Here is a 23805-nt window from a genome sequence, read left to right as displayed (position 1 = left end):
CGTCTTATTTGTCTTCAGTGACAGTTACGTCGTCAATGCCAAGTTCTTCTTTAATCCAGTCGTACCCTTCAGCTTCAAGGCGTTCAGCAAGTTCCTTACCGCCTGTTTTAACTACTTTTCCTCTCATCATTACGTGAACAACGTCAGGTTTGATGTAGTTAAGTAAACGCTGGTAGTGAGTGATGATTAAAGAACCGAATTCCTGGCCGCGAAGTTTGTTGATACCTTCAGATACTACTCTTAGAGCATCAATATCAAGACCGGAGTCAATCTCATCTAAAATACCGAATTTAGGTTCAAGCATCATTAACTGAAGAATTTCGTTACGTTTCTTCTCTCCGCCTGAGAATCCTTCGTTTAAGTAGCGAGTCGCCATATCCGGATCCATTTCAAGGTATTCCATGTTTTTATCTAATTTCTTAATGAACTGCATTAAGTTGATCTCGTCGCCTTCTTCACGCTGTGCATTCATAGCAGAACGCAGGAAATCAGAGTTAGTAACACCAGAGATTTCTGATGGATACTGCATACCAAGGAATAAGCCGGCCTGAGCGCGCTCGTCCACTTCCATCTCAAGAATGTTTTCGCCGTCAAGAAGAACTTCACCTTCTGTAACGTCGTAGCTCGGGTGGCCCATGATAGCCTGTGCAAGTGTAGACTTACCAGTACCGTTAGGTCCCATTACAGCGTGAATTTCACCCTGCTTAATAGTTAAATCAACACCCTTTAATATTTCTTTACCGTCTATTTCAACGTGTAGATTCTTAATTTCTAAAACAGATGCCATGTCTAATCCTCCAATTGAAATTTAAGATTTTCTAATACTTCTATAGTTTATAATAATTCTAATCTATAGTCAAAGTACCAGACTCTTTACAACACCTATACATTATACCCGAAAAGTCGCGCAGTTTAAAGGGTTCAGCCTATCAAACCAGTTAATCCCGGCAAAAACACAAAAACACTTCTAAATGATTTCTCTATCATTTAGAAGTGTAATTTTACGATTGATTTATTTGAAAATATCGATAGTAAACGGCGGTTTATACACTTCACCATTTACCGCTTTAACGATACCGATAATTGCAAATACGTAAAATGCAATTGTTACAATCGGTCCGAGTACAAGTCCGATCAGTATGAACGATGTTAACCAGGCAATAAACATATAAATCGTATAAGACAGACCAAAGTTTGCCACGTGGCGGAGTGCATCCGCAGTCAGTGGTTCTTCATCCTTTTTCAGTGCCCAGATAATCAGAGGACCTACAACCGCAGTAAAAAGAGATACAACATAGGAAACTAAAACAAGCGTGCTGTCGAAACCGGCTTTCGATTCATTATTAAATTCATTCATTATTAGTTCCTCCTGTTCTTTTCGAGCAAATTTATACTTTAATTATACCATTTCTAAAAAACGGCCACAAATATTCCCATCGGTTATCATTGATAATCTTTATTTTAAATAGCCCGCCATCAGTCACTTCCGGAACACCAATGAAATTGCTTATATAAAAATTCTCAATTTGATGTTTTAATATTTTCTCTAATTTCTTTTATAAGTATATATTGTTACTCAATTGGTAATCTAAATACTGTTTCAGTAGGCATACCATTTTCAAACTTCAAGCTGTACTGTCCGACTTCGGCATCTGTCACCATTGAATAAACTAAATCAAATGTTGCTTCTTGATCAGGCTGCAGTTCTTTTGATAAGTCTTCTTCTGATAAATCAAAGAGGAATTGATCGCCGCCTTCTCTAGTGCCCTGAGTAACATCAGGATACACATATTCACCGATTACTATTGGTTCATCTGAAATATTTTTAACTGTCATGTTTACCACACCTAAAAATGCAGTATCAGGTGCATTACCTACGAATTCATCTAAAGCCTTTCCATTATATTCCGGAACCTGATCAAAAGAATTAACTGTTACTTCATACTCAATTTCCCATTCAAAACTCTCTACTTGTGCAGTGTCTCCAATTTCATAAACTGCACCTGACTGATTTTCATCCTCAGTTTCCGCCGTTGCTTCAGTAGAATCATCCATACTTTCTTCATTATCTGTCTCTTCCGATTCATTACCACATGCTGCTAAAGCCAGAGAACTCATTAAAGCCAGTAAAATTAATTTTTTCAAAACGTACACTCCTTAGTAGTTATCATGTTTTATAGTATTATTTCTAAATAAATGTATAATGTACAAACTTTTCATGGATTTATCATACTTGTTATCCCCTTACATTTCCACGTTTTTTTAGTAAACTACTTTCTTGAAGCTACTCTGTCATATTGACATAGTAATAAAAGTTACCGTACTCCTATTTACAGTATAGTTTTTAGCATGTTTTAAACAATGAAATCAAAACATTACAAAGTACTATAGAGATAGTATTTATCATAAATATTTTCACAAAATTAAAAAACCAGACAGCTTCTGCTGCCTGGCAAAGGGGTTTTACTTTATAAAATCAATCGTAAACGGTGCTCTGTAAATCTCACCGTCCGATGATTTAACAATACCGATGATGATAAATATATAAAATGCAAGACCGATAAGCGGTGACAGTATATAGCCAATCAGAATTATCGTCGTTAAGCCTGCAATGATTAAATAAATCGTGTATGAAATACCGAAGTTTAACAAATTGCGTAAAACAGCTTCTGTTGCAGGATCTTCATCCTTCTTAATTACCCATATAATCAATGGTCCGATAACTGCAGTAAAGAACATAAGCACATAAGTAACAATGACAAGTGTTTTATCGAATCCGTTATGAACCAGACTGCTGCCGGGCTGCTGTTCCTTGTTCTCCATATCAACTCTCCTCCTCCGGTTGATTGTATTTATACCCTGTATTATATTTACAGAAACATTTTAGTTCACATAATTTATCTATTCGTACATTTCACGAATAAGACTCTACTGGTATAATGTAATGTGAATGATTACAACACTTGTGAGGGAATCTTTTTGAATACAAAACATGCTTCAGCCGACAATTCGTCAAAACTGATTAAATTAATAACCGACATAAAATACCTTTTAAAAGGAAAAGTGCTCGTTGCCAATGTATTTCCTGTTTTCACAGCATACTGGCTGGCCTTGTATTTTAATGGAGAGAATTTTACCGATTACTGGCTGCTGTTTTTCTTAACCATGATCGGCAGCACACTTGTTATCTCCGGTGCACTGATGTTCAACAACTGGTTTGAATACGATCTCGATAAAAAAATGGACCGCACACAGCGCCGACCGACCGTAACCGGTTCTTTCTCCTTAAGAGGCGTACTTACTGCCGCTGTTGTGACAACAGTAATCGGACTCGGCATGATGCTCATGACAACAATTGAAGCAGCCGTCTATTCATTCCTCGGCTGGTTTTTCTACGTTGTTCTGTACACATTCTGGTCGAAACGAAGATATACGATTAATACGATTATCGGCAGCATTTCCGGTGCTTTCACGCCGTTAATCGGCTGGGCAGTCATTGCACCTGCCAATCACGTCGTGCCGATTGCATTATTCTACATATTAATTATATGGCAGATTCCCCATACGCTGGCTATCGCTATTAAACGCCTTGACGATTATACGAGAGCCGGGGTGCCGATGCTTCCTGTCGTTATCGGTGTTGACGCGACAATCAGACAGAATCTGTATTACGTCATTGCACTGCTGCCGGTTCCCTTCCTGCTGCTCGGAACATTCGGCTGGATTTTCTTTACTGTATCGATGGTGCTAACAATCTGCTGGATCATTTTATCAGTAAAAGGCTACAGCACCCAACAGAAACAGCACTGGGCTAATATGAACTTAAAATACTCATTAATATATTTAATCACCATGTTTACACTGATGATTGTGCTGACAATATAAAAAAAGTGCTGATTTTATCAGCACTTTTTTTATTCAAATGTTATATCACTCACTTTAAAATTTCCTTCACCGGTAGAATCCTGTAATTCTACTTGGTGATGCTCTTTTACTATTTGCTCATTTTCAGATTGTATTTCTATCTCGACATTATATTTCAATTCAGAGGTATCATTATTTTGTTCTACAAGTTCATGCTTTATTATTTCGATGTTTGGAATGTTTTCTGGATCTAAGTGTTTGTCAACATAACCAAGAACCTTCTCTGTTACATTGTCATTCATAAAGTTATCTTTAAGAATATTTTCCTGTCCTTCTCGAGAATTTCGCTTAAAAGCAATTTCAAGAGTATCATACAATGCAGTTATCCTGCTTTTTGATCTTGAAATATTATAATTTTTCTTCTTTTCAGTCTCCTCTTGTTCCGATATTAACCTATCGATTCTGGTCAGTTCATTTTGATCATAGCTTAATTCTACATATACATATCTAGTACCTTGTTCCTTGGAGTCTAATCTGGCTACATTAGTCTTCACTGTTTGACCTTCATACTCACCAGTAAAATAGACGTTTGTGTTATTAGGAAAAATCGGACCATACCCCACATTTCCATTACCTAAGTCAGTGATTTCTTCATCACCAGCAAACGCTTTCTGATTTTCAACTTTAAAATCATTATCGACTGCAAAATTCAAAATTACTGCATCGTCAGTGACTCTGGTAATATCTTTTTCATTAAAGTTCACATCAACTGTCATTTCAAAGTCAATTCCATTCATTTCTGCCATACCTTCGAATCTGTATATTCCAGGTATTAAATTATCTATGACACTATGGTCATTTTCGTTGTCACCCACAGTTAACTCTTCACCATTAAATTCGTATGTAAATATTGCACGTTCCAGGGGCGCTCTAACCTCTTCACGATTAACAGAAAGAACCACTTCTCCATCTACACTTTCAACAACCATAATCGTCTTAAACTCTCCAGGTAAATTATGAGAAGAATCGCCTTCTATATTTTCTATATTCTGTATGATTTTTTCTAATGCTCTATTTAGTGATTCCTCACTATAATGTTCGTTAACCAGTTTAGAGTGAGCCACTGCTTCTTCTTTAGTTACTTTAACATTCTCATCACTTAATAGCTCAATTAGTTTATCCGCGTCTTCATTCAATACCGCTTCTTTGTATTCATCTAACGTACTCTTAGGATTTGTACCGCAAGCTGTTAATACCAGAACAATTACTGCTAATATAATAAAATTAATTCTTTTCAAGAATAGCACCCCAAACTCTCATTTCCTTTATAAAAAAAGTGCTGATTTTATCAGCACTTTTTTTATTCTGCATTTATTCCTGGTATTTCAACAAATACATGCCCTTCTAATCCATCTTTGATATTCATAGAAATAGTATCATAGCTATTACTAGTTGAAGTTGTGAAAACAAGTGTTCCGCTAATTTCATCTCCAGGTTCTACAGGCTGTTCAAATTCAGTAAACAAGTCAGTTTTAGCGCCATCATTACCACTTCCATCTTCTTGTTTTGTAGTTGGAAGCTCACTTACTGGAATAATTGATTCTTCTCCGTTATTAGTAATTGTTACATCAGCAACTAATAATCTTTGTTCAGGTAATGGATTACTTATATAATCTTCTATTGATTTCCCTTCAACTTCAGTTGTTAGTTGAAGATCGTTTACTGTTAGCTCTACAGGCTGTTTAGATGGGAATGTTTGAATATTTATAGTTTCTCCGATGTCGAATGCACCTTCATGGAAATCGCCTGAACTTGAATTATCACCTGATTCTTCTGTTTCTGTGTCGTCTGTTCCTTCTTCAGAACCTTCATTTGTTTCTTCTGAACCACATGCTGCTAATACTAGAACGAATAAAGCTGATAAAAATGTAATTAATATTTTTTTCATAATTTTTCTCCTCTTTATCAAAGTTTTATAATATATCTATTGATCAACCAAATATTTTGTTGAATTTAAAGTCATAACGATTCGTTTCCAAGTCAATAATCAGCTGTTCAATAGAATTATATCTGTTTTTAATTTCATTGCGAGTTGAACAATGAATAAGATTTTTTAACTTTTTAGATTTTATTTTTTTTATCATTACTTTTTTATTGACTGTGTAAATATTCTTACCTGCTGTTTTCAGATAGACAGCCAGTGAACCAATAGCAAAAATATCGACATCGTTAGTTAAACCAGTTCTTTCAAATTGTTCTGGAGATGCAAAACCAATCGTTCCAATGGGTTTGTTTCCCAAAATAGAAGTTTCAAAGTAAACTGTTCCAAAGTCACATATGGAGATTTCCTTATCTTTAAAATCATAAATAATATTAGAGGGTTTTAAATCCCTATATATTATTTTATTTTTATGAAAGTCTTTAATTATGTAACTGACTTGTTTTAAAATTAAAAGTATTTCTTTGTCATCAAATTCATACCCGTGTTCAACAAGATATTGAAGTGACAGTCCTCTTAGTCTGGTCATAACCAGACCAATTCTGTCATCAATGTTTATTTTTTCGATGATAGCCGGAGTATGTTTAATATCGAATTTCTGAAAAAAATCATATTCGTTCAGTATCAACTTGTTATTAAAATTGTAAGGTACTTTTGTGATTTTTAAAATATACTCAACATTTTTTTCACTACGATATATATGTCAGCTGTACCAGCTTCCATTATTTTTTTAATGTTAGAATACCCTTTTATTTCCACAGTGCCACCTCACTTCCTAATTATTTACTGCAATAAAACAAACGTCATCATCTAAGGGTGTACCTAAGAGTGCATCGTAAATTTCATCTGCAACACTTTGTAATTTTCCACCATTCCCGATTTCATTTTCAATTATGTTATATATTTTATCAATACTCAGATTTTTATATACACCATCTGTCATTAATATAAATTTATCACCCTCTGCGTAAGTACCGAAACTATAGAAAGGATTCACACCGACTTTAATACCCAGACATTCATATATTAAATTGGATTTCTTGTGATTCAAAGCTTCTTCATGGGTCATTTTATTTTGTTTAACTTGTAAATTGACCCATGACTGATCTTCAGTGATTAAATTAAATTTATTGTTATATTCAAGATCCTCAGTTTTAGAGATATCTTTCGCAGCTGAATCTCTCATAATATAAATTCGTCCGTCGCCAACATGTGCAATATAATAATATTTTTCTGCCATAAGCAAGATGCTGAGTGTTGTTCCCATCTTATCTTCTGGATTCTCATTCAATTTAATATCGATATTTTTTAAAAGTTCAGGAATTGCATTCTCAATTTGTGAGATTATTTTATATAAGCTAGTTTTTTTCTGTGTTTCGAAAATCCTGAACCAAAGATTTTCCAGTTCCTCGATAGCCATGTGGCTTGCCTGTTTCGCTTGACTGTGACCACCCATACCATCTGCGATCGCCACTATAGTAATCTGTTCACTTGAATCAGTTAATGATATACGAAATGTGTACTTTAACAATAAGTATGTCTATTATTTTACAAATTATTAAGATATGTAATCTTCCTGTAATATTATGCCTAATAAATGTCAATATAATAAATTATTGGTTTTCAAATGAATTTCATAATTTACTGTTCAGTATTGAATTTTTCGTGCCCTATTTGAATATGGATTGAAGCTAATAAGAGAATAGCTAAAGATTAACCTTCAAAATTAAATCCTATAATATGAAATTTTCTACAAAATACCTTTCATAATAGGATTACTTTATGTAAGTTTTAGATTTTTTATTTCATTATAAATTTAATAATATTGTAATTTAGATTTCTAAGTACTTTTCTGAAACATATAGAACATGAAGTGTCCGTAAAAAATTAGCGATTGAATACTCTTCATATTCTTCAAAATGAGAAATGACCTTTAGCAGGTCATTCTTTTTTTATATGGGGTGGTTTTTGAAATTTGTGTGGTTTGATGGTTGGGTCTTCCTGCCGGATGACAACGGCGGTGCACCGTTGTAAACCGACACAACCCAATTCCAGTCCAATAAAAAAAAGACACCCCCGCCAGGGGTGTCTGCAACAATACTTTTATTGAGCCGGTATAATCGTACCGCCGTATTCTTCTTCCATGAATGTTACCATTTCTTCCGACTGCAGTACTTCGATCAGTCTTTGCAGTTCAGGGCGTTCTTCATCGCCTGCTCTTACTGCTACAAGGTTCGCGTATGGCGAGTCGCCTTCTTCCACAGCGATTGAGTCTTCAACCGGGTTCAGTCCTGCATCGATTGCAAAGTTGGCGTTGATAATTACTGCAGGTGCTTCATTGTTTTCGTACATGTTTACAAGGAGTTCCGGTGCAGTGTTGTTGTCGAACTCAAAGTTGTGCGGGTTTTCTGTAATATCGTCGAATGTTGCATTTTGAATGTCGATGCCTTCTTCGATTTCAACCAGTCCTGCGTTTACGAAGAATGACAGGAAGCGTCCTTCTTCAGCGGGGTTGTTCGATACTAAAATAGTCGAACCGTCTGGAATGTCTTCAAGTGAGTCGTAGTCGTTTGAGTAAACTGCCATCGGCTCAATATGTACGTTTCCGATACTTTCAAGTTCATAACCGTGTGATTCAATCTCGCCCTCAAGGTACGGTGTGTGCTGGAAGAAGTTCGCATCCACTTCTTCATCTGCCAGTAATCTGTTCGGCGTTGTATAGTCGTTAACGATTTCCACGTTTACTGTAATATCTTCTTCAGCTAAAATTTCAGCTGCTTTTTCTAAAATCTCAGCGTGTGGTGCAGGTGATGCCGCAACCGAGATTTCAGCCGGTTCGCCTTCTGCACTTTCTTCTGTGCCTTCTTTTGAATCAGAACCGCTACCGCATGCTGCTAAAACTAATACGAGTGCAAACAAAGTGACAATACTAAAAATCTTCTTCATGTGACAACCTCTTTTCATTATAGTTTTTTATTTGTCAGATCAGCGTTTATCGACTGCTTTGGAAACAGTGTCTCCAAGTATCTGGATGATAAACACAATGATCAGAATGACTACAGTTGCTACGAGTGTGACATCGGGCTGGTTGCGCGTAAAACCGACCATATATGCAAGGTTACCCAGACCGCCTGCACCGATAACGCCGGCAATCGCAGTTGAGCCGACAAGCATAATAGATGTCACGGTAATACCTGAAATAAGTGCAGGCAGTGATTCCGGAATGAGGACTTTCCAAATGATGGTCCACGTACTTGCCCCCATCGACTCGGATGCTTCAATTACACCTTTGTCGATTTCCTTCAGACCGATTTCAACGAGGCGTGCAAAAAACGGTGCCGCACCGATAATCAGTGCAGGCAGCGCGCCGTTTGAGCCCATAACCGTTCCCATAATTGCTTTTGTGAACGGCATAATTAAAATAATCAGGATGATAAACGGAATCGCTCTGAACAGGTTAACGATAAACGACGTTGCCCCGTAAACAGGTTTTGATAATCCGCTTTTGTTCTTGTTCGAAAGAAAAAGGATAATCCCAAGTATTAAACCAATTATAAACGCGAGTGCTGTTGCGATAGCCGTCATATATATAGTTTCGTAAGTCGCTTCAAGGACCGCATCCCACTTCACGTTTTCGAAAGCGAACATTTCTTTAAATGCTGTCAGAATTTCATTCATCTGCTTTCAACCTCCAACGTGACATCGTGCTTTTTAAATTCCGCTGTAATCTTTTCAAGCGTTTCATTATTAATATCCAGTGCTATGTACAGATGACCGTATGATTCCTGGTTCGTCTGTTTAATATTCCCGGAAAGAATGTTTACATCGAGACCATAGTCCCTGATGACCTGTGAGACGATCGGCGACTTCGTTCTCGTGCCTACAAATGTCAGTTTCACGATAGTCGATGTCGGGAAAGCCGCTTTAATCTCTTCCATTGCCACAGCATGATCGTCATCGGAAATATCGTCTTTGACGAAACGTTTCGTCACACCTGACTGCGGGTTCTGGAATAATTCGATGACCGGGCCGACTTCAACCACTTTACCGTTTTCCATTACAGCTGCTCGGTCACAAATCTTTCTGATGACGTGCATTTCATGTGTTATCAGTACGATTGTTAAACTCATTTTTTTCGTAATGTCGACGAGCAGATCGAGTACTTCATCCGTCGTTTCCGGGTCCAATGCACTCGTCGCCTCATCACACAGCAGAACCTGCGGCTCATTAGACAGCGCCCGCGCAATACCGACGCGCTGTTTCTGTCCGCCTGAAAGTTCACTCGGATAGTTATTTTCACGGCCTTCAAGTCCGACCAGTCTGATTAACTCAGCCACACGTGCGCGGCGTTCTTTTTTCGGCACCCCTGCGATTTCGAGCGGAAAACTGATGTTTTCAGCTACTGTCCGTGACCAGAGCAGATTGAAATGCTGGAAAATCATCGATACTTTCTGGCGTTTCCTGCGAAGGTCCTTCAATGACATACCGCTGATTTCATCACCTGTGACAGTGACTGTTCCCTCAGTCGGCTGCTCCAGACCGTTTAAAAGACGGATCAGCGTCGATTTCCCGGCACCGGAGTATCCGATGACACCGAAAATTTCACCTTTTTTAACGTGAAGGCCGACATTATCCACTGCCGTTATATTCTGGTTTTTAGTTTTAAATATTTTAGTAACGTTACTGATATCTATCATGTCAATTTCCTTTCTCCCCCGCCGGACTATTCAAAAAAGCCTGCTCCAAATAATGAGCAGGCTTTTTAACGTTCATTCGGCCTCTCATCTCTGGAAATTCATCCGGTGATTTGGCACCTTGTCGCAGTGACGGTTGCCGTGGCTTCAAAGGGCACTTCCCTCCACCACTCTTGATAAGAGTAAATATTTAATTAAATCAATATTATCAGACAATTTAATCCTCGTCAATCAAAAATTCCGTCAGTACTTCGTTTAAATAAGTGACCGACTGGAATGCATAAACTTCCTTCACCAGTCTGCCGTTTTTAAATAGCAACAGTGCTGGTGCAGAACGAATCTGATAAACTTCGATCAATGTTTTATAAAAGTTTAAGTTGATACGTTCGTAGGAAATGCCTCTCGTACTGGCCGCAACACTCAGCATCGTTTCTGCAATATCACATGTTTTACACATCGTTGCGTAGCCGAAAATAATGTACCGTTCCCTATCCCGTATGTTCCCTAATATATCTTCCGTTGAAATTGTTTCCTTCACGATAAAACTTACCTTTCATTATTAAGCTTGTATCTACATAAAATCCGTGCCTGAAGAGGAGGTTTGCGAGATAGTCATGCGGACAGCGTCCGACTTCCCCGAATTTGGGATCTATATAAATATGTGTACTTTCACTTAAATGTTTTTTAAACCACTTACGAATTTTTCTTCCTTCCTTATCCGCATCGGATAAGATAAAAATTTGAGAATCACCAAGCTGTTCGATAATTTCGTCCAATTTTGAAATACCCATGGTTCCGAATGTGCAAATAATCTGTACCGGCTCCACCAGTACTTCTTCCAATCTGCGCTTATCAGTCTTACCTTCAACAATGAGTACTTTATCAGAAAGATTCATTCGTATCACCCTTAGTTAATTTTTTATATAAATTCACTTTAAGCAATAAATACAAATTTGAAAAAAACTCCGGACAAATGCCCGGAGTTTAAGTATTATTTCTCGATTACTGCCTGGTAACCAGCAGCGTCAAGAAGATTATCTAATTCGCTTTCATCTGAAAGTTCAACTTTCAGCATCCAAGCACCTTCGTATGGACTTTCGTTTACAAGTTCAGGACTGTCTTCAAGCTCTTCGTTCACAGCAACTACAGAACCAGAAACTGGCGCATATAGTTCAGAAACAGTTTTCACTGATTCTACGCTTCCGAAAGAATCACCTGTAGAGATGTCGTCGCCTTCTTCTGGAAGTTCAACAAACACGATATCTCCAAGCTCAGACTGTGCAAAATCAGTAATCCCGATAATTGCAGTATTTCCTTCAACTTTAATCCACTCATGATCTTCACTGTACTTTAAATCTTGTGGTAATGACACGCTAAAACCTCCCTTTTAACTTATCATACTCATTGTTACACATTTAACATACTTTAATCAAGCGGAATTAATTCAATAATGCATTTTTATAAGTTTCTTCTTTAAAACCTAACAATACATCGTTATCAAGTACTGCCATCGGACGCTTAATAAGCATTCCGTCACTTGCAAGCAGTTCCAGCTTTTCCTCTTCACTAAGGTCGTGAAGGCGCTCTTTTAAACCGAGCTCCTTGAACTTCGTACCGCGTTTGTTGAAGAAGTCATCGATTGAATGTGATGATTTGTCCAGTATACCTTTCAGCGTATCTTTCGCCGGCACATGTTTAACCATATCGATCACGGTGAATTCCAGATCATTATCCGTTAAAAACTTTTTACCTTTGCGGCAGGTGGTGCATTTAGGGTATTCATAAAATGTAATCATAGTTATCCTCCCGAATAAGAAATTATTCTTACCCTTATAATACCCCAGATATATTATTTTAGACATAAGTAAAAATGAAAAAAGTCCGAAACCTCAGGGGAAGGTTTCGGACACAGGGGCCGGGGAGAAGAGTTATATTTTCATATCTTCTGATTCTTACACTACCACCTGTTTATTGTATTTTTATTAAGCCGTTGTAAAGATTGCTTAATATTTTATTTTGTAAAAATTTTACGGAGTTCCGTGACGTGAATTTGCCCCGGCGCTGCGTCTCTTGCTATAAAACCGTACGTAAGTGCCGAAGCCGAGTCGCCCTGTGCAGTACGTGTACGTTTACCGGATTCCCCCATCGAAATGCCGATCACTTTATGGCCGTATTCTTTTCTGGCCGCCGTTACCGCTTCTGTTACACTGTCCACATCCGCTTCATCCTGCGGGAAATATGCGACTTTATAAAGATCGCCGCCAAGCTCATCCATCTTGTTAATCACCGATAAAATATCGTCTGTATCCGGCGTGCGTTTAAAATCGTGATGGCTCATCAGACACTTCACGTTATTTGCACGGGCCGTCTCGATAACAGATGCAGTAATTTTATCGCCGGACTGAACTTCAATATCGATATAGTCGATATCCATTACTTCACAGACCGCCTTCAACAGCGCTTCGTATTCAACTGTCGTCTTCGAACCGCTGCCGCCTTCACGTGCTGTGCGGTATGTATAAATTATCTCTTTGTTAAACGGTCTGAATGCATCGATAATGAAGCGCACCTTTTTACCGTGATCCTCACGATTCAGTGCATCGAACACATCCCCGCGTATTTCCACAATATCAAAATCATCTATATTATCCTGTGCTTTTTGTATTTCTTCTCTAATTTCGTCGTCATTATGACCGGAAAGTGTAACGACAATTTTTGTTGTATTCATAAGTTTTCCCCTTTGTACGTACTGAATGCGATTGATAGATATTTCAATCTAATGGTATCATAAAACCATTATAGTATCCCGGAGGTTAAAGTAAATGAAAAAAATAATTCTGCCGGCATTCGCAGCCCTGATACTCACGGCATGCAGTGATAATACCGAAGACGAAAACAGCAATGCTGAAACACAAGCTGCAGAGGAAGAACAAGAGGAAAACCTGTTTACCGGTGAAAATGACAGCGAAATAGAAATCGATGAAGTCGATGAGGAAGCAGTTGAATCTGCTGAAAAAGAGAGCGATAACCATCAGCTTGGTGAAGCCGCGGAAATCGACGGGATTACACTAACCATTAACGATGCCTATATGACAGACGAACGCAGCGATGAAAGCATTATCGACGTGAGCGGCGTACTCGTACTGGACGTTACATATGACAACGGCACGGATGAAACATTCCCGGCCGGACGGGATATTACCGTGGAATCTGACGGTGAACACATTCGAAGTTATGATCTTGACAGCAGCCTCCCTGCCGATATTGCTCCCGGAGAATCGATCACCGGGAAAATGGCATACGGACTGGTCAATGAACCGGGTAAAATGACAGCCGTATTCGAACCGCTGATGAACTCGGAAGGTGAACAGGCAGTATTTGATATTACTGTTGAGTAACACATGAGCGGTGCTTCTGAACGACTGCACTAATAACTTCCGCCCGCAGCAAACCGAAAAAAAGAGCCCTCAGCGGGCTCTGTATTTTTATTCTACTACTTCTACTGATAAGTCCACATCGATATTGCCGCGTGTCGCTTTAGAGTACGGGCAGAAATCGTGTGCCTGCTCTAAATACTTTTCAGCGTCTTCCTGAGACATGTTTTTAACTTTAGCTTTAATGTCCACACCAAGTTTAACGCCTTCGCCGTCTTCTTCAAGACGTACTGTTAAATCTACTTCAGGCTCTGCGTCACGCACGCCGCCTTTTTTAATCATTAAATCGAAAGCACCGTTAAAGCATGATGCATAGCCTGCAGCAAATAACTGTTCCGGGTTTACGCCTTCGCCGCTTTGATCCGGCGGGATTACCGGTGAATCGATTGCTTTGTCTCCTGTTGTAACATGACCTTTACGGCCGCCTGTGTTTACTGCATTGATTTCATATTTAACTGCCATTATAACTGCCTCCCAATATTTTGATTACAATTCCATCATACTCTGAATTTCCGTTTATATTCAAATTTAAAAATTATCACAAAAATGAAGCCGCATAAAATACAGCTTCATCTTTGTTAAATATTATTTTTTAAATCTGTCTGAAAGGTTATCGATAGATTCGTTCGCTTTATCGCTGCCTTTTTCTACATACTCTTTAGCTTTGCCTGCAGCCTTATCCTGGATACCTTCTTTTTCCAACTTCTCGTTTCCGACTGCATTACCAATCGTTTCTTTTGCGTTTCCTTTTAATTGATCTAACTTGCTGCCTTTTTCTTCAGCCATGTAAAAACACTCCTTAATGAATTAAATAGTATTTTTTGTACATTTGGTATATTCCCATACTAATCATCTTTAAACATAAAATTTAAAATTAAATCAGGGAAAGTCCGATATGCTGCCAGTAAAGATAGTACGTTAATACCATCAGTATCACGTATACCGGCATAAGCAGCAGCCCGATTTTCATAAGTTCACGTGTTCCAAACGGACAGTTGTCACTCTCATAAAATATGAGCAGCGCTTTTGAACTGACCGGCAGCATGACACAGAAATTAATTCCGAGCAGCGCGATAAACACAACCGCTTCCGTATTGAGATTAAATGACTGCGCGAGAATTATGAACACCGGTATCAGCACGACCGCCCGCGTTGTATGGCTCGTAATTAACAGATGCGACAATACGCTGACAAGTATTATGAGGATTAACACCGGCAGACCGGAAGCGAAGTTCATGCCGCTGAACAAGCCCATAAGTACGTGCTGGAAATAGTCAGTCACGCCGTAATCCACAAGCAGTTTACCGAGTGCAGCTGCACCCGCCACGAAAAATATTAAACTCCATGACACACTCGCGAGTCCTTCTTTCCAGCTGATTAATTTCAAAGACGGCAGCATCATAATCAGACTCATCAGTATTGTGACAAATGCAATATCGAAACCGTGCACAGGTTCTGTCAGCCAGAGCAGTATCGTTAAGCCTGTCAGAAAAAGTGCATATTTCTCTCTTAAAGTGAACGGTTTTTTATCCTGCTCAGCCGGTATTTCAAAGTCGTAATTAAACTCTTTAAAGTACATCATTTTTAAGACAAAGAGTGTGATCAGACCGATAGTCAGACCGAACGGCAGCGCGTAAATGAGAAATTCAGCATAGGAAATCGACTCTCCTGTTTGTGCATTCAATATTCCGATACCGATAATGTGACTGCCTGCACCGAGCAGCGTCGTATTCGCACCCATCAGTATCAGCACCGGAATGCCGATGCCGAAAAACTTTTTATGCTGATGAAATCTGCTGCTTAAAATATTATAAACCGGCAGCATTGCCGATGCTCTTCCCGACGTCGACGGTACAGCAACAGACAGAATCTGGATCAGCAGAAAAGTAAAGAATGTCACCCTGCCTTTCGTATAGCAGTTCTTTTCGATCCATCTTGTCAGCCTGTCGACGAGTCCGCTCTTTACCAGCACTTCCGCTATAATAAATGCACCGATCATCAGCCAGACGATGTCGATGCTGAATGATTCAAAAATAATCTCTTCAGGCAGACCGAGCAGCACACCTGCGCATAGTGCAAGCCACGCGACCAGACCTGCCGGTATCGATGAGAATATAAACATACCGAGAGCGAATATAAATATGATAAAACTTAAGTAACCCCGGTAGTCCAGTTCCGGTGACAGACTGATCAGCACAGTAATAATCAGAAATCCAATAGAGAGCAGCTTTTGTATCCGTGTCATTTAACCGGCTGCTCCGATAATCTTTGAAGGTTTTGTGCCACCTGTGTGCCGATCATAATTTTTCTGATTGTATTCTCTGTGCATTTTTCCAGCCATTTCGCTGCATCTGCCATGGATTTTTCAAGTGTCGCCGGTTTTGGAATGATACTCGCATACGCATCGATGCCGCTCTTATAATTCAGGCTCGCCTTTTTACCGATAGTTCCGGCAAATGCCACGACCGGCTTATTATATTGTTTTGCGATACGCGCGACTTCAGACGGTATTTTATCGTTTGGTGTCTGATAATCGATGCACCCTTCGGCAGTAATGACTATATCGGCATTCTGAATCGCGTCTGATATTTCGATATACTTGCGGATAATATCAAATCTCGGATGCAGCTCCGCACCGATAAATCCGGCAAGTCCCGCACCAAGACCGCCCGATGCCCCGCCGCCGTTTACCAGTGAATAGTCATTGCCGGTGAGTTCTTTCAAAAGCTTTGCCAGATGGTCAAAGTTGTCTGATAAAAGTTCCACATCCGATTTTGATGCTCCTTTTTGGGGACCGAACACTTTTGCCACACCGCGTTCACCGCACAGTACGTTTTTCCAGTTTACTGCGACATCGATATCGATATCCAGCACGCGCGGATCAATATCCGACATATCCACCCGGTGAATTTCACCGATATACGCACCGCCTGTAACATTTAACAGTTCATTGTTTCTATTGTAAAACTTCACGCCGACCGCCTGTGCCATTCCGGCACCGCCGTCAGAAGTACCGGAGTCCCCGCAGCCGATTAAAATTCTCTCTGCCCCCTGATTGACAGCTTCAATGATCGTTTCACCCACACCGTACGTCGTCGTGTACAGCGGATTTCTCTGATCGTGCGGTACATGACGCAGTCCTGCGACTGCCGCCATTTCAATTACAGCAGTTTTCACACCGTTCTCATGGAAAATTCCAAAGTACGAATTTATCGTTTTGCCGACCGGTCCCGTCACTAATGTTTTTACTGTTTTACCTTCTTTTAATTTAACAATCGTCTCAACGAAACCTTCACCGCCGTCAGCCATCGGGATGACAGTGACATCATGCTCCCGGCTGACACGGTAAATTCCTTTTTCAATTGCACGTCCCACTTCTTCTGAGCTTAACGATTCTTTAAACCCTGACGGGATAACTACCATTTTCATAATACATCTCCCTCTCTCTATTTCTTAATTTATAAGTTACACAGGAAAAGTTATGAATCGGTAGACGAATGATTAAAGGTTAATTAAATTACTCAGATAAAATTCTCATTTTAAACAAAAAAAGACCCAATCCCGTTTAAGGATTGAGCCTTTTATATGGAGACGGCGGGAGTTGAACCCGCGTCCAGAGACCTCGTAACATTTCTTTCTACGTGTGTAGTTCATTATTAAGTTTCACATGGATGATGGTAATGAACGAACCTCATTCCATGCTAGTCCGGTTAATCTCTTCCTTTCAGTCTTCAGACTGCAGACTGAAAAGCGTATCCTATTATAGTTGAATCATCGTCACGGGCCATAGGCAAGCTCATGGGATGATGCAGAGCGCTCTTAGGCAGCTACTGCGAAATTGTTTTGTTTGCCAGTTATTATAACTGAGTATCGTTGATGACGAAGCCGAAACCTCCGACACGCTTAAAATGCCCGAATAGCCCCTGTCGAATCCGGAACGTCCCCGGATTATTTAATATAACGGCTGTTTAGCCGAGCATGTAACATTATAACACGATAAAAACCGGCTGACAAATTAACGGTACTGCTCCTTCATCGCACGGTCAATCTCGCGTTTCATCTGCTTCTTCTTCAGATCTTCGCGTTTATCGTATTTCTTTTTACCAGTTGCAATGCCTAAAAGCATTTTGCACACACCGTTTTTAATATACAGTTTCAGCGGAATAATCGCATTACCCGGCTCCTGCATATGGCTTCTCAGCTTGTTGATTTCCTTGCGGTGCAATAGAAGCTTGCGCGTACGGAGCGGTTCGTGGTTAAAACGGTTCCCCTCTTCGTACGGCGCAATGTGCATATTATAGACATACATTTCGTCCTGGTAGACACGTGCGTACGAGTCTTTTAAGTTCGCAGACCCGCGGCGTATCGATTTAATTTCTGTACCGCGGAGCACAAGACCCGCTTCAATCGTGTCATCAATCGAATAATCGTGACTCGCCTTGCGGTTTTGTGCAAGCGGCTTTGTTTTCTGGTTGCTTTTACTCATAAGCCTCTACTTCTTTCCTTTGCTTTTTTCGCCACTGATTTATAGAAAGGTTTTTTCTTTCCGCCTTTTCTGAAGCTTCCTTTCTTTTCACGTGAACGTGTTTTTTCCTTTTTGTTATCTCTCGCATCACCTTTAATCGTAACGGATGACTGTCTGCGTTCCGGACGTTTTTTTCTGTCAGGCATGCCGACGACTTTAAAGTCAATCAGACGTTCTTCAAGATTTACACCGAGCACTTCGATTTCAACCTTGTCACCGATGCGGAACATCGTACCGGTGCGCTCACCGATCATCGCCATCGCACGTTCATTAAAGTTGTAATGGTCATCCGTCATATGACTGACGTGTACAAGTCCTTCAATCGTATTCGGCAGTTCAACGAACATGCCGAAGTTCATCACACCTGCAACCACGCCTTCGAAAGTTTCGCCGACATGTTTCATCATGTACTCCGCTTTCTTCAGGTCATCGGTGTCGCGCTCTGCATCCTGGGCGCGCCGCTCTCTTTCCGACGTATGCTGCGCGATATCAGGCAGTTCGCTCTTGTTGCGTCGGATTGTCTTCGCATCCGTCTTGCCGTTGAACAGATATTCACGGATTAATCTGTGTACGATTAAATCCGGATAACGTCTGATCGGTGACGTAAAGTGCGTATAGAATTCCGTCGACAATCCGAAGTGTCCGAGTGATTCAGGTGAATACTTCGCCTGCTGCATCGAGCGGAGCATCAGCGTTGAAATTACCATCTCTTCCGGACGGCCTTTCACTTCCTCGATAATTTCCTGCAGTGCATGAGGGTGAATCTGATTGCCTTTTCCTTTGACGACGACACCGAAACCTGTCAGGAAGTCGAAGAATTTGCTCAGTTTTTCTTCCTTCGGTTCTTCGTGAATACGGTACATAAACGGCACATCCATCCAGTGGAAGTGTTCTGCGACCGCTTCGTTCGCTGCGAGCATAAACTCTTCGATCATTTTCTCGCCTGTACCCCGGTCACGGAGAACGATATCTTCCGGTGTGCCGTCGTCGCCGACAACTACAGCCGCTTCATCGAAATCAAAGTCGATGGCACCGCGTTTCTCACGCTTATTGCGTAACGCTGCAGCCAATTCTTCTGCGATCAGCAGCGGCTCGTAAACTTCTTTGAACTCGTCGATGACACCCTGGTCTTTATCTTCGAGCATCAAGTTAACGTTATCGTAAGTCATACGGTAATCCGAATTGATAACACTTTCGAAAATCTCGTGGTCGACTGCTTTACCGCCCGGAGTAAATTCCATGCGGCAGCTGAGTGTCAGACGGTCAACGTGTGGATTTAACGAACAGATTCCGTTCGATAAACGGTGCGGAATCATCGGTATGACACGGTCCACCAGATAGACACTCGTGCCGCGGTTATACGCCTCTTCGTCCATCGGTGAGTTTTTCGTAATGTAGTGGCTGACGTCGGCAATGCTGACTGTCAGCTCAAAGTTGCCGTTGTCGAGCCTTTTCACGCCGACTGCGTCATCCAGATCTTTTGCATCTGCACCGTCAATTGTAATCGTAAACTCATCGCGCAGATCCGTTCTGCCTTTCGCATCATCCTGATTAATTTCTTCGGGAACCGCTTCGGCCTGTTCAAGCACTTCATCAGGGAAATCGATATCGATTCCGTGCTGATAAATAATAGACAGAATGTCGACACCCGGATCATTTTTATGCCCGAGAATCTGAACGACATGTCCTTCAGGATTGCCCTGATCTTCGCTTTCCGGATACTTTGTAATTTCAACAAGCACTTTGTGCCCGTCGATCGCACCGAGGTTGTTGTTTCTCGGAATGAACACGTCCGTTTTGAATGTTTTCGAGTCAGGCACAACGAAACCGTAGTTTACGTTGGCACTGTATTCGCCGACAAACTTCGTAACTCCGCGTTCCAATATACTGACAACATGACCTTCTGTCTTGTCGCCGCGCGTATTCGTTTCCACTTCAACGAGCACAGTATCCCCGTCGAATGCACCGTTAACCGCGTTTGGCGGAATGAACACATCCTCGATATCGTCCTCTTCCGGACGCAGGAAACCAAATCCGCGCTTGTGCATGGATAAAGTCCCTTTTACTTTGTTCGAGTCAGGCGACTTCATATATTTGTCTTTCTTCGTGCGTACTAATTTACCGGATTCTTCAAGAGAGACTAAAGTTTTCACCATATCTTTGAATTCATCCGAATCATCCGCTCCAAAAGATTCTTTAAACTCATCTGTTGTCATCGGTTTATAGTCATTGCTGTTTACAATGGCCAATATTTCTTCTTTAAAGTCTCTCATTGTAATCCTCCATATCTGTTATTAATTCTGTAAGTCGTGCTGTTCAATAAAATTGTATATATCTTCAAATAATTCTTCCTTGCTCTCATCAATAGTCAGTACGTGACCGCCTTTATCGTACCATTTAATTACTTTTTCATCAGTCCCGGCGCCGTCGTAAATGACGTTGGCACTGTCCGGATCGATCACTTTGTCATGCACCGCCTGGGCGGTAAACAGCGGGACGCTGACATCTTCCAAATTCCCTCTTACCGAATTTATAAACGTCCTGATGTCATCGAAAACAGCTGTCATTTCCAGTTTATCCGTCACTGTTTTGATCTCTTCAGGCGACTTCTGTTCGAACATCTTTAAGTACTTTTCTGCGTACGCGATAAACTGCGCATACAGCGTTGATGCTTCTTTCATATACATCGGACTGCATATCGTCGCAACGCCTGTCACATCGCGCTCTGCTGCAAGCTTCAGCGCAAACACGCCGCCGAGAGAAACGCCCGCAACAAAAATATTGCTGTAGCCTTCAGCGCGGAGGAAATCGTATGCTTCAACCGCCTCTTTATACCAGACAAACGGCGTGGACTCCGTAATCTTCCGCGGATGTTCGGCATGCCCCTCGTAGTTTATCGAATAGGATGTCATGTCCTTTTTCTGCAGGTAGCGGCCGAGCTGTCTCACATCGGATGTATTCCCCGTAAATCCGTGGAGCAGCAGCACCGCATAATCCCCGCTGTCTTTTTTAAAATAAAATTTTTCGGGCAGTTTGATATTCATGAGGTCACCTCAAAATAGTGTTGCTTTTATTGTACGCTAAATTTCAAAGATACTAAAGAATCAACGTTCCAAACATAAAAAAAGAGCCTGAATCCGGGATTAATCGGATTCGGGCCCACCTTTTAACGTATTAACCTAAGTATGTCAGTAACAGCATTATCATAAAGAACAGAATTGCTAAAATTACAGTTGCTCTATGTAGAACCATGTCCATACCGCGCGCTTTTTGCTTACCGAACATTTGCTCAGCACCGCCGCCGATTGCTCCTGACAGGCCGGCACTTTTTCCGGATTGTAGTAACACTACAGCGATAAGCGATATACACACGATGATTAACAGAACGATGAGTAGTGTCTGCATGAAGATACCCCTCCGATTTATATTAACAGTATAAATAGTACCAAAAATTTACTGTATGTGCAATGTATAGCGTTGTTTTGTAATGTAGTTGTTATATTGGCGTATTGGTATGGGGGTGGCAGGGGTCCGGGAGTGGCGGAGGTCCGGCTGCTGAGAACTGTTCATTTTTTGCGCAGTTTTTAAATTACTGTCATTTGGAGATAATTTACCTGTCGATTATGTTAGTGCCATGCGTAAACTTCCATTAAAACTCAAACAGCTGAAAATTTTGTCGCGCCGCACACTGCTCGGTGAAACCGAAGAAAAAGAAAAGGAGAAATTAGCCCGAGGATTTGAAGGTGAACTTTTATTTGATAGACTGCTCGATGAATCCGTTCGGGCGCTGGATGTTTTTCATTTAAAAGACTACCGTTTTAAAATTGATGCCGGAACCGAGTATTTGAAAGTCGCCGGCGGCCTTGGCGAAGTACAGATAGATAACGTGCTTGTCGCCGGCGACCGCCTCTATACTTTTGAAGTGAAAAACTTCGGCTTCGATCTGGTGTACGGATCGAAATCCTGGTTCTTCACCGGCGGCCGGGAGTACAAGGACTTAAGCATGCAGGTGAACCGCCAGCGCACTTCACTCGATTCCCTTATACGTGAAGGCGGATTTAAAAGTGAGATTACACCGCACCTCGTATTCGTGAATCCCCGCCAGACCATCTACAACATGCCTAACTTAGAAAATTTGATGATACCAAGCAATACACACCGGCGGCTTGCTGCGATATGTACTTCCAATCATTATGATCACAGCACGCTCATCGATTATCTCGACAGCCGCCGGCTCGTACGTTCGATATATGACCTGCCGGCCAATGTCAGTTTCGGGGAGCTCCGCCCCGGCGTATTTTGTTATCGGTGCGATTCGGTCGCGGAGCTGGTGCGTGTGAACCGTCATTTGTATCATTGCAAATTTTGTAAAACTGCATACAAAACTTTAAATATTGTAGAATGTTTAATCGATGAACTGCGTACGTTAAATGACACCTGGGTCATCACTCCGGCGATGATTTCAACATTAAGCGGGGGTGCCGTCAGCAAAGCAGTCGTTAATAAGTACAGGAGGGAAAATAAAATATCGTTTTGATAGTATTCGTTATCTGAAGTTGAGAGTTATTGGTTTGCGGTGATAAGTTGCGATTTTCCTCGGGACTTATCACCGTTTTAGTGCCTTTTGGTGATATGTCGGGTGGTTTCACAAGACTTATCACCGTTTTAGTGCCTTTTGGTGATATGTCGGGTGGTTTCACAAGACTTATCACCGTTTTATCGCTTTTTGGTGATATGTCGGGTGGTTTCACAAGACTTATCACCGTTTTATCGCTTTTTGGTGATATGTCGGGAAGTTTCTCAGCACTTATCACCGTTTCATCCTCTTTTGGTGATATGTCAGGAAGTTTCTCAGCACTTATCACCATTTCATCCACTTTTGGTGATAAGTCGAGAGTTTTCTCAGCACTTATCACCATTTCATCGCTTTTTGGTGATATGTCGAGAATTTTCACAGCGCTTATCACCGTTTCATCCTCTTTTGGTGATAAGTCGGGAAGTTTCTCAGCACTTATCACCATTTCATCGCTTTTTGGTGATATGTCGAGAATTTTCTCAGCACTTATCACCGATTCATCCACTTTTGGTGATAAGTCGAGAGTTTTCTCAGCATTTATCACCGTTTCACCCTCTTTTGGTGATAAGTCGAGAGTTTTCTCAGCACTTATCACCGTTTCACCCCTTTTAAGTGATATGTCCACGAATTCCACGCCACTTATCACCTCCCCCACATCACCCCGAAACAAACAACAAAAACCCCTCTCAAAGAGGGGTTTTCACTGTAATAAT

The 23805-nt window shown here is 40.8% G+C and carries 28 protein-coding genes, 1 other RNA gene and 1 riboswitch; of the genes, 3 read left to right on the top strand and 26 right to left on the bottom strand.

The annotated features are described in order from the left end of the window. Positions 1-4: 4 nt before the first annotated feature. The 4 genes from sufC to RZ44_RS01170 all read right to left on the bottom strand — a co-directional run bounded on the left by sufC (position 5) and on the right by RZ44_RS01170 (position 2823). Complete coding sequence (sufC, locus tag RZ44_RS01185) at positions 5-787, bottom strand: Fe-S cluster assembly ATPase SufC (RefSeq protein ID WP_035807585.1); 783 nt, start codon at positions 785-787, stop codon at positions 5-7. Positions 788-1012: 225 nt separating this feature from the next. Continuing rightward, complete coding sequence (locus RZ44_RS01180) at positions 1013-1357, bottom strand: DUF4870 domain-containing protein (protein WP_035807584.1); 345 nt, start codon at positions 1355-1357, stop codon at positions 1013-1015. Positions 1358-1572: 215 nt separating this feature from the next. Then, positions 1573-2154, bottom strand: coding sequence for a DUF4352 domain-containing protein (locus tag RZ44_RS01175; RefSeq protein ID WP_231856234.1), 582 nt, complete (start codon positions 2152-2154; stop codon positions 1573-1575). Between the two features lie 309 nt (positions 2155-2463). Next, positions 2464-2823, bottom strand: a complete 360-nt coding sequence (locus tag RZ44_RS01170; RefSeq protein ID WP_052108713.1) for a DUF4870 domain-containing protein — start codon at positions 2821-2823, stop codon at positions 2464-2466. Positions 2824-2979: 156 nt separating this feature from the next. Here RZ44_RS01170 and cyoE point away from each other — a divergent pair, with 156 nt between their 5' ends. After that, positions 2980-3885: a heme o synthase gene (gene cyoE, locus RZ44_RS01165; protein WP_035807581.1), complete on the top strand. Its 906-nt coding sequence runs from the start codon at positions 2980-2982 to the stop codon at positions 3883-3885. A 29-nt stretch (positions 3886-3914) separates the two neighbouring features. On the opposite strand, the gene RZ44_RS01160 is transcribed toward cyoE, so the two are convergent. From RZ44_RS01160 to aroD, 12 genes are all read right to left on the bottom strand, one after another. Continuing rightward, a complete protein-coding gene (locus RZ44_RS01160; protein ID WP_035807578.1) occupies positions 3915-5162 on the bottom strand; it encodes a zinc ribbon domain-containing protein in 1248 nt (415 codons plus the stop codon). Between the two features lie 62 nt (positions 5163-5224). Continuing rightward, a complete protein-coding gene (locus tag RZ44_RS01155; RefSeq protein ID WP_035807576.1) occupies positions 5225-5812 on the bottom strand; it encodes a DUF4352 domain-containing protein in 588 nt (195 codons plus the stop codon). A 43-nt stretch (positions 5813-5855) separates the two neighbouring features. Next, entirely contained in the window at positions 5856-6563 is a 708-nt protein-coding gene (locus RZ44_RS01150; protein WP_081962330.1) for a protein kinase domain-containing protein, read from the bottom strand. A 75-nt stretch (positions 6564-6638) separates the two neighbouring features. Beyond that, a complete protein-coding gene (locus RZ44_RS01145) occupies positions 6639-7394 on the bottom strand; it encodes a PP2C family protein-serine/threonine phosphatase (RefSeq protein WP_074431604.1) in 756 nt (251 codons plus the stop codon). 572 nt (positions 7395-7966) lie between these two features. Then, on the bottom strand, positions 7967-8809 hold the full coding sequence (locus RZ44_RS01140) for a MetQ/NlpA family ABC transporter substrate-binding protein (RefSeq protein WP_035807571.1): 843 nt from the start codon (positions 8807-8809) through the stop codon (positions 7967-7969). A gap of 39 nt (positions 8810-8848) precedes the next feature. Further along, complete coding sequence (locus RZ44_RS01135; RefSeq protein WP_035807569.1) at positions 8849-9541, bottom strand: methionine ABC transporter permease; 693 nt, start codon at positions 9539-9541, stop codon at positions 8849-8851. Further along, positions 9538-10560, bottom strand: a complete 1023-nt coding sequence (locus RZ44_RS01130; protein WP_035807568.1) for a methionine ABC transporter ATP-binding protein — start codon at positions 10558-10560, stop codon at positions 9538-9540. The genes RZ44_RS01135 and RZ44_RS01130 overlap by 4 nt, the downstream gene beginning before the upstream one ends. 81 nt (positions 10561-10641) lie before the next feature. Continuing rightward, a riboswitch (SAM riboswitch) is annotated at positions 10642-10740 on the bottom strand. 34 nt (positions 10741-10774) lie between these two features. Continuing rightward, positions 10775-11014, bottom strand: coding sequence for a thioredoxin family protein (locus RZ44_RS01125; protein WP_052108711.1), 240 nt, complete (start codon positions 11012-11014; stop codon positions 10775-10777). A 31-nt stretch (positions 11015-11045) separates the two neighbouring features. Beyond that, positions 11046-11453, bottom strand: coding sequence for a toprim domain-containing protein (locus tag RZ44_RS01120; RefSeq protein WP_035807566.1), 408 nt, complete (start codon positions 11451-11453; stop codon positions 11046-11048). Between the two features lie 95 nt (positions 11454-11548). Next, entirely contained in the window at positions 11549-11929 is a 381-nt protein-coding gene (gene gcvH, locus RZ44_RS01115) for a glycine cleavage system protein GcvH (protein WP_035807564.1), read from the bottom strand. A 67-nt stretch (positions 11930-11996) separates the two neighbouring features. After that, positions 11997-12353, bottom strand: a complete 357-nt coding sequence (locus RZ44_RS01110) for a Spx/MgsR family RNA polymerase-binding regulatory protein (RefSeq protein WP_035807562.1) — start codon at positions 12351-12353, stop codon at positions 11997-11999. Between the two features lie 215 nt (positions 12354-12568). Next, positions 12569-13285, bottom strand: a complete 717-nt coding sequence (gene aroD / locus RZ44_RS01105) for a type I 3-dehydroquinate dehydratase (RefSeq protein ID WP_035807559.1) — start codon at positions 13283-13285, stop codon at positions 12569-12571. Between the two features lie 94 nt (positions 13286-13379). Here aroD and RZ44_RS01100 point away from each other — a divergent pair, with 94 nt between their 5' ends. Further along, positions 13380-13955: a membrane lipoprotein lipid attachment site-containing protein gene (locus tag RZ44_RS01100; RefSeq protein WP_035807557.1), complete on the top strand. Its 576-nt coding sequence runs from the start codon at positions 13380-13382 to the stop codon at positions 13953-13955. Positions 13956-14042: 87 nt separating this feature from the next. Here the strand turns inward: RZ44_RS01100 and RZ44_RS01095 are convergent, their stop codons facing one another. The 9 genes from RZ44_RS01095 to secG form a co-directional block, all read right to left on the bottom strand. Next, a complete protein-coding gene (locus RZ44_RS01095) occupies positions 14043-14453 on the bottom strand; it encodes an Ohr family peroxiredoxin (RefSeq protein WP_035807554.1) in 411 nt (136 codons plus the stop codon). A 123-nt stretch (positions 14454-14576) separates the two neighbouring features. After that, positions 14577-14777: a CsbD family protein gene (locus RZ44_RS01090; protein WP_035807553.1), complete on the bottom strand. Its 201-nt coding sequence runs from the start codon at positions 14775-14777 to the stop codon at positions 14577-14579. Positions 14778-14865: 88 nt separating this feature from the next. Beyond that, positions 14866-16236, bottom strand: coding sequence for an SLC13 family permease (locus tag RZ44_RS01085; RefSeq protein WP_035807551.1), 1371 nt, complete (start codon positions 16234-16236; stop codon positions 14866-14868). Beyond that, positions 16233-17420: a glycerate kinase family protein gene (locus tag RZ44_RS01080; RefSeq protein WP_035807549.1), complete on the bottom strand. Its 1188-nt coding sequence runs from the start codon at positions 17418-17420 to the stop codon at positions 16233-16235. Before RZ44_RS01080 ends, RZ44_RS01085 begins: the two co-directional genes overlap by 4 nt. Positions 17421-17574: 154 nt before the next feature. Continuing rightward, positions 17575-17936, bottom strand: a transfer-messenger RNA (tmRNA) gene (ssrA, locus tag RZ44_RS11100). Positions 17937-18006: 70 nt separating this feature from the next. Further along, entirely contained in the window at positions 18007-18477 is a 471-nt protein-coding gene (smpB, locus tag RZ44_RS01075; RefSeq protein ID WP_035807548.1) for an SsrA-binding protein SmpB, read from the bottom strand. Beyond that, positions 18474-20789: a ribonuclease R gene (gene rnr, locus RZ44_RS01070; protein WP_035807547.1), complete on the bottom strand. Its 2316-nt coding sequence runs from the start codon at positions 20787-20789 to the stop codon at positions 18474-18476. Before rnr ends, smpB begins: the two co-directional genes overlap by 4 nt. A gap of 21 nt (positions 20790-20810) precedes the next feature. Further along, the gene (locus RZ44_RS01065) at positions 20811-21560 is read right to left on the bottom strand and encodes an alpha/beta hydrolase (protein ID WP_035807545.1); all 750 of its coding nucleotides are present in this window, start codon (positions 21558-21560) and stop codon (positions 20811-20813) included. A 130-nt stretch (positions 21561-21690) separates the two neighbouring features. Next, positions 21691-21921 carry a preprotein translocase subunit SecG gene (gene secG / locus RZ44_RS01060; RefSeq protein WP_035807544.1) on the bottom strand — a complete coding sequence of 77 codons (231 nt, stop codon included), beginning with the start codon at positions 21919-21921 and terminating at the stop codon, positions 21691-21693. A gap of 229 nt (positions 21922-22150) precedes the next feature. Here secG and RZ44_RS01055 point away from each other — a divergent pair, with 229 nt between their 5' ends. Continuing rightward, positions 22151-23053, top strand: a complete 903-nt coding sequence (locus tag RZ44_RS01055) for a nuclease-related domain-containing protein (RefSeq protein WP_035807542.1) — start codon at positions 22151-22153, stop codon at positions 23051-23053. On the opposite strand, the gene RZ44_RS01050 is transcribed toward RZ44_RS01055, so the two are convergent. Further along, positions 23016-23726, bottom strand: coding sequence for a hypothetical protein (locus RZ44_RS01050; protein WP_141638963.1), 711 nt, complete (start codon positions 23724-23726; stop codon positions 23016-23018). The genes RZ44_RS01055 and RZ44_RS01050 overlap by 38 nt on opposite strands. Between the last annotated feature and the right edge of the window lie 79 nt (positions 23727-23805).

It is taken from the genome of Jeotgalicoccus saudimassiliensis (genome assembly GCF_000756715.1).
In the GTDB taxonomy this organism is placed as follows: Bacteria; Bacillota; Bacilli; order Staphylococcales; family Salinicoccaceae; genus Jeotgalicoccus; species Jeotgalicoccus saudimassiliensis.
The sequence above is the reverse complement of the archived record's forward strand: the minus strand, read 5'-3'. Positions and strand labels throughout refer to the sequence as shown.

Excerpts from the sequence above, each read along its gene's own strand:
- sufC (WP_035807585.1), bottom strand. The coding sequence starts at position 787 with ATGGCATCTGTTTTAGAAATTAAGAATCTACACGTTGAAATAGACGGT.
- RZ44_RS01180 (WP_035807584.1), bottom strand. The coding sequence starts at position 1,357 with ATGAATGAATTTAATAATGAATCGAAAGCCGGTTTCGACAGCACGCTT.
- RZ44_RS01170 (WP_052108713.1), bottom strand. The coding sequence starts at position 2,823 with ATGGAGAACAAGGAACAGCAGCCCGGCAGCAGTCTGGTTCATAACGGA.
- RZ44_RS01155 (WP_035807576.1), bottom strand. The coding sequence starts at position 5,812 with ATGAAAAAAATATTAATTACATTTTTATCAGCTTTATTCGTTCTAGTA.
- RZ44_RS01140 (WP_035807571.1), bottom strand. The coding sequence starts at position 8,809 with ATGAAGAAGATTTTTAGTATTGTCACTTTGTTTGCACTCGTATTAGTT.
- RZ44_RS01135 (WP_035807569.1), bottom strand. The coding sequence starts at position 9,541 with ATGAATGAAATTCTGACAGCATTTAAAGAAATGTTCGCTTTCGAAAAC.
- RZ44_RS01130 (WP_035807568.1), bottom strand. The coding sequence starts at position 10,560 with ATGATAGATATCAGTAACGTTACTAAAATATTTAAAACTAAAAACCAG.
- RZ44_RS01125 (WP_052108711.1), bottom strand. The coding sequence starts at position 11,014 with ATGTGTAAAACATGTGATATTGCAGAAACGATGCTGAGTGTTGCGGCC.
- RZ44_RS01120 (WP_035807566.1), bottom strand. The coding sequence starts at position 11,453 with ATGAATCTTTCTGATAAAGTACTCATTGTTGAAGGTAAGACTGATAAG.
- RZ44_RS01110 (WP_035807562.1), bottom strand. The coding sequence starts at position 12,353 with ATGATTACATTTTATGAATACCCTAAATGCACCACCTGCCGCAAAGGT.
- aroD (WP_035807559.1), bottom strand. The coding sequence starts at position 13,285 with ATGAATACAACAAAAATTGTCGTTACACTTTCCGGTCATAATGACGAC.
- RZ44_RS01100 (WP_035807557.1), top strand. The coding sequence starts at position 13,380 with ATGAAAAAAATAATTCTGCCGGCATTCGCAGCCCTGATACTCACGGCA.
- RZ44_RS01095 (WP_035807554.1), bottom strand. The coding sequence starts at position 14,453 with ATGGCAGTTAAATATGAAATCAATGCAGTAAACACAGGCGGCCGTAAA.
- RZ44_RS01090 (WP_035807553.1), bottom strand. The coding sequence starts at position 14,777 with ATGGCTGAAGAAAAAGGCAGCAAGTTAGATCAATTAAAAGGAAACGCA.
- RZ44_RS01085 (WP_035807551.1), bottom strand. The coding sequence starts at position 16,236 with ATGACACGGATACAAAAGCTGCTCTCTATTGGATTTCTGATTATTACT.
- RZ44_RS01080 (WP_035807549.1), bottom strand. The coding sequence starts at position 17,420 with ATGAAAATGGTAGTTATCCCGTCAGGGTTTAAAGAATCGTTAAGCTCA.
- smpB (WP_035807548.1), bottom strand. The coding sequence starts at position 18,477 with ATGAGTAAAAGCAACCAGAAAACAAAGCCGCTTGCACAAAACCGCAAG.
- rnr (WP_035807547.1), bottom strand. The coding sequence starts at position 20,789 with ATGAGAGACTTTAAAGAAGAAATATTGGCCATTGTAAACAGCAATGAC.
- RZ44_RS01065 (WP_035807545.1), bottom strand. The coding sequence starts at position 21,560 with ATGAATATCAAACTGCCCGAAAAATTTTATTTTAAAAAAGACAGCGGG.
- secG (WP_035807544.1), bottom strand. The coding sequence starts at position 21,921 with ATGCAGACACTACTCATCGTTCTGTTAATCATCGTGTGTATATCGCTT.
- RZ44_RS01055 (WP_035807542.1), top strand. The coding sequence starts at position 22,151 with ATGCGTAAACTTCCATTAAAACTCAAACAGCTGAAAATTTTGTCGCGC.